Source organism: Candidatus Eisenbacteria bacterium, from assembly GCA_016867495.1.
In the GTDB taxonomy this organism is placed as follows: Bacteria; Eisenbacteria; RBG-16-71-46; order CAIMUX01; family VGJL01; genus VGJL01.
The window spans coordinates 1-4,847 of sequence record VGJL01000189.1; the positions used below are offsets into that span (position 1 = coordinate 1).

The 4,847-nt window shown below is 67.2% G+C and carries 5 protein-coding genes; 1 reads left to right on the plus strand and 4 read right to left on the minus strand.

What is annotated here, in order from left to right:
- The 4 genes from FJY88_11885 to FJY88_11900 form a co-directional block, all read right to left on the minus strand.
- Positions 1–389: hypothetical protein (locus tag FJY88_11885; protein ID MBM3288033.1), on the minus strand; the 389-nt coding region annotated here is incomplete at its 3' end.
- A gap of 39 nt (positions 390–428) precedes the next feature.
- Positions 429–1,214 (minus strand): hypothetical protein, encoded by a 786-nt coding sequence (locus tag FJY88_11890; protein MBM3288034.1) that lies wholly within the window; start codon positions 1,212–1,214, stop codon positions 429–431.
- 35 nt (positions 1,215–1,249) lie between these two features.
- Positions 1,250–2,803: a methionine--tRNA ligase gene (metG, locus tag FJY88_11895; GenBank protein MBM3288035.1), complete on the minus strand. Its 1,554-nt coding sequence runs from the start codon at positions 2,801–2,803 to the stop codon at positions 1,250–1,252.
- Between the two features lie 357 nt (positions 2,804–3,160).
- Positions 3,161–3,658: a hypothetical protein gene (locus FJY88_11900; protein ID MBM3288036.1), complete on the minus strand. Its 498-nt coding sequence runs from the start codon at positions 3,656–3,658 to the stop codon at positions 3,161–3,163.
- Positions 3,659–4,018: 360 nt separating this feature from the next.
- Here FJY88_11900 and FJY88_11905 point away from each other — a divergent pair.
- The coding region (locus tag FJY88_11905; protein ID MBM3288037.1) for an insulinase family protein at positions 4,019–4,847 on the plus strand (829 nt) is incomplete at its 3' end.

Here is a 4,847-nt window from a genome sequence, read left to right on the forward strand (position 1 = left end):
ATCGTCGCCTGCAGGGGACTGAACATGAACTCCGCGCCGTACTGGAAGGGTGTGCGGCCGCCGTCGGGGGTGTAGCCGATTCCCTGGAAGGGGCCGATCCGAGCCGCCCCCATGATCCCGCAGAAGGCCATGCCGAGAAGGCCCGCCAGGAGGAAGGCGCCGTACGGCCACCCCTTCTGCCGGCGCTCGATCTTCCTGATGTTCGACTGGACGACGTTCACGACCCCGAGCAGGATCGCGAACGACGCGATGATGATCATGTACTTCTCGAGGCGATCCTTCATCCACACCACCCTGGTCGCGTTCTCGCTGATGAAGAACGCGCTGATCGGGATCAGCCCGGCCAGGGCGGTGAGCAGGAGCGGGAGCTGAAGACGCAGAAACCTCATCGTTCCATCCTGACTGGGCCGGCAGCGGCGGCCCGCCTCCTACTCAATGGTCAAGAGCCTCCTGAGGAAGCCGGATCCCAGGAGGAGGAGAATCGTGGCCGTAATGATGTAGACGCCGACGGCCGCCTTCGTGATGTCCTGCCCCTTGATGCTCCCGAGCTGGGCCGGCTCCCGCGACAGGTAGGCGCCGGCGGCGTAGAGTTCCTCGCCGATCAGCGTGTAGTCGCACGAGCAGACGAAGAAGGGCAGCTGGGCGATCTCCGCCGTCCCCGCGATCTGGATCGCGCCCGTGCTCTGGCCCATCTCCGCGAGCAACAAGCTCTCCGCGTAGAAGGACCCGATCAGGAAGTTCGCCGCAGGCTTCTCGCGCACCATGATTCCCGTGACGGACGCCGTGTAAGCGAACTGGTCGTAGGTCACGTAGTGCACGAGCCGGTCGTTGTAGAGATCGGGGCGCCCTTCCGCCATGTAGGCTTCCTTCACCGTCTCACGCGCGGCGGCGAATGTGAGTGGGTCCTTGTTGGGGACGTCGAGCTCGGTGTTGTAGCGGGCCGTCATGCGGGCCACGTGACCGAGGACCGCCAGGCTCGCGATCGTCTGATTCTCGTCGAGGCTCATGATCCCCGGGACATAGAGGACCTTCTTGCCCAACTCGGTCGCCCGCCCGACCGCCTCGTCGATCGCGTTCAGTCCCGCGATCTTCCTGATATAGAGGCGTCCGCCCCGGCGCGCGAGCGAGATGAAGACGAGCACCAGCGTGCAGAAAAAGAGGAAGAGGACGAGAGCATTCAGGCGGTCGGGGTTCAGGAATCCCATCGTCTCCATCTGCATCGCCTCCGCAGTCTTGAGGGTGAGCCCTGCTACGTCTCGATCCGAGGGAACAGGGGCGGCCCGGGCCTGATCGCGACGCCCGCCTCGAGCAGGCCCCAGGCGATTCGATCGTGGGAGAGGGGCCGATCGATCAGCGAGCGCGCGTCATCCAGGATCCCCAAGCGGTGCAGGATCTCCCCGCACTTGGCCGGCATCACGGGGGAGAGGAGGGATGCGGCCAGGCGCAGCGCCTCGGCCGCCGTCCACAGAGTCGGGCCGATCGCCTCGGCTCCCGATGTCTTGACCGCCTTCCAGGGAGACTTCTCCTCGAGGTAGCGGTTCGTTCCCCGGACCATCTGCAGCGTCTCTTCGATGGCGGCATGGAGCTTGAGCTGCCCGATCTGGATCGGGACGTCCTCGGCGGTCTGCCGGGCGATGGCCGAGAGCCGCTCCTCCGCTTCCCCGGGCGTTCCGGGGCCCGGCATGATCGCTCCGAAGTAGTTCTGCACCATCCGCTCCACGCGGTTCAGGCAGTTGCCCAGGTCGTTCGCGAGATCCGAGTTGATGCGGGAGACGAGCGCCTCCTCCGTGAAGTTCGCGTCCTGGCCCAGGACCATGTCGCGCATCAGGAAGTAGCGGAAGGCGTCGTGCCCGTATCGATCGGCCATCTCGATCGGCTTGACGACGTTGCCGAGGCTCTTCGACATCTTGGTGTCGGCGAGGAGCCACCAGCCATGCGCGAGAATCGTCCGGGGAAGCGGCAGGCCCGCGCTCTTCAACATCGTTGGCCAGTAGACGGCGTGGGTCGTGATGATGTCCTTGCCCATGAGGTGGACGTCGGCGGGCCACCACGGGGATCCGTCCGGCCGCTTGCGGTCGATGACGGCGCTGTAGTAGTTCACCAGGGCGTCGAGCCACACGTAGATCACGTAGTCGGGGTCGAAGGAGAGCGGGATCCCCCACTCGAGCCGGCTCTTGGGGCGGCTGATACAGAGGTCCTCGAGCGGCTTGCGGAGGAACCCGAGGATCTCGTTGCGCCGCGTCTCGGGGACGATGAACTCGGGATGCGTCTCGATGTGACCGACGAGCCAGTCCTGATAGCGCGACATCTTGAAGAAGTAGTTGCGTTCGGAGAGGGTCGAGGTCTCCCGCTGGCACAGGGGGCACAGGTTTCCCGGCAGAAGGTCCTTCTCCGTCCAGAATCGCTCGTCGGGGACGCAATACCAGCCTTCGTAGACGCTGTCGTAGATGTCGCCCGACGCGCGGATCCGCTCGACGAACTCATGGACGACCTTCTTGTGCCGCGCCTCGGTCGTCCGGATGAAGTCGTCGTTTCGTATCTCGAGCCGGTCCCAGAGCCGCCCGAAGCGCGTGGCCATCTCGTCGCAGTGCGCCTGCGGGTCGAGCCCCCGCTCGCGCGCGGCGGTCTGGACCTTCTGGCCGTGCTCGTCCAGGCCGGTCAGGAAGAAGGTCTCCTCTCCCATCAGCCTGTGGAAGCGGGAGATCACGTCGGCAAGGACCGTCGTGTAGGCATGCCCGATGTGCGGCTCGTCATTGACGTAGTAGATGGGGGTCGTGACGTAGAAGGATGACCGGCTTGGCATCGATTCCTGCTCTCCCTGGGACAGCCTTCAGGCCTCCATCAAGGCGACTTGGGCATGCCCGAGGCGCTCGCTCTGCGCACCCGCTCGGTCCGGCCAGGTCTTCGGGGTTGCCTTGAGGGAGCCCGTCGGTTCCCTTCGCCCCGCTAGGTTCGCGTTCGCGGCGCGGGGCTTCGGAAAACCGGCGGGCTCCCTCCGCCTCGTTGCGCGAGCTTACGACGGTGCGCTCGAGGATATCAAGGATTCCCGGCGCGCATCCGGGCGCGCATCCGGGCGCGCATCCCGGCGCGTGTCTCGGTGCGTGTCTCGGTGCGCAGTCCCGGCGCGCAGTCCCGCCGCGCATCCCGCCGCCGGGGAGGCTCACGCGTTTCGGACTGCGCGGAGCGCCCGCTCGACGGCCTCCTTCGCGTCGCGCGCCTGGACGGGCATCGGGCCGAGCGTCGGGTCGGGCGGGGAGATCCGCCACGAGCCGAGCAGCACCACGGGACGATCGAGATTGCGCGCGAGGGCGATCTCGCTCAAGGTGCCCCAGCCGCCGCCGATTGCGATCACCGCCTCCGCGCTGCGGACGAGGATCGCGTTGCGGCCGTTCCCCATGCCGCTGTAGACGGGGATCAGGACCTCCGGATTCGGAGGCGATTCCCGCGCGCTGGAGCCCGGCAGGACCGCGAGGGTCGTCCCGCCCGCCGCGCGCGCTCCGCGGCTGGCCGCCTCCATGACGCCCGTCCCGCCCCCCGTGAGGACGATCGATCCCGCAGCCGCGAGAAGACGGCCCACCTCCTCGGCGGCCGAGATGTCCTCCGGCCGCGGCCGCGCCGCGCCCGAGACCAGGATGATCGGTTGTCTCTCACAGTCCATCTGCTCTCCTTTCCGAGCCTCCTCCGATCCACCTCCGGCTCTGCGGGGGCGGCGTCCCTTCGGGGACTGCTCGCGCGGAATCGGATCGGAGCGATTGCGATCTCATCGGTGCCGCACTCGCTCTGACGTCCCTCTTCGGGGCGCCGCCCCCGCAGAGCCCGGGGCAGTCCGGTCGAAAACGTCCGCCGGCAGGATCCCGTCCGCCGCCGGCCGGTTCCCGTGATAGGCCGTCGCGGCCCGTGATCGGCCGTCGCGACCCCGTGATCGGCTGTCGCGACCCCTGATCGGCCGTCGCGACCCCTGATCGGCCGTCGCGGCCCCTGATCGGCCGTCGCGACCCGTGATCGGCTGTCGCGACCCATGATAGGCTGTCGCGAGAGAGGAGAGCGATCGGCCATGCGCGAACGCATCCACGAGGTCGACCTGGAGAACGGGCTCAAGGTGTTGACGGTCGAGAACCTGGCCAGCCCCACGGCGACGGTGCAGGTCTGGTACCGGGTCGGATCCAGGAATGAGCGTCCCGGGATCACCGGCGCCTCCCACGTCTTCGAGCACATGATGTTCAAGGGGACGGCGCGCCACCCCAGGGGGGTCTTCGACAGGATCATCCAGGACAACGGGATGACGAACAACGCCTTCACGAGCCACGACTTCACCGCCTACTTCGAGAACATGGCCAGCGATCGGATCGAGGTGGCCATGGATCTCGAGGCGGACCGGATGCAGGGGCTTCTGCTCGAGCCGAAGGAGTTCGACAGCGAGATGGCCGTGATCCGCGAGGAGAGGCGCCAGGGATGCGAGGATCCTCCCTTCGGCCTCCTCACAGAGGCGGTGCAGGCGTCTGTCTTCATGGCCCACCCGTACCACTGGCCCGTGATCGGGTGGATGACCGATCTCGAGACGATGACGCGCGCCGACCTGATCGCGTACTACAGGGCGTTCTACAGGCCGAACAACGCGATCCTCGTCGTCGCGGGGGATATCGTTCATGAGGACGTGATCCGTCTCGCCCGCCGCCACTTCGGCGGGATCGAGCCCGGTCCGGAAGTTCCGGACGTCAGGATCGAGGAGCCCCCGCAGCGCGGAGAGAGGACGGTGACCGTTCGCAAGGAGGTTCAACTCCCGGGGCTCATCGTCGCCTATCGCGTCCCGGGATCGCTGCACGAGGACGCGCCCGCCCTCAACATCG

What these genes read in the sequence shown, in the direction of transcription:
- FJY88_11890 (MBM3288034.1), bottom strand. Translation starts at nt 1,214, where the DNA reads ATGGAGACGATGGGATTCCTGAACCCCGACCGCCTGAATGCTCTCGTC.
- metG (MBM3288035.1), bottom strand. Translation starts at nt 2,803, where the DNA reads ATGCCAAGCCGGTCATCCTTCTACGTCACGACCCCCATCTACTACGTC.
- FJY88_11900 (MBM3288036.1), bottom strand. Translation starts at nt 3,658, where the DNA reads ATGGACTGTGAGAGACAACCGATCATCCTGGTCTCGGGCGCGGCGCGG.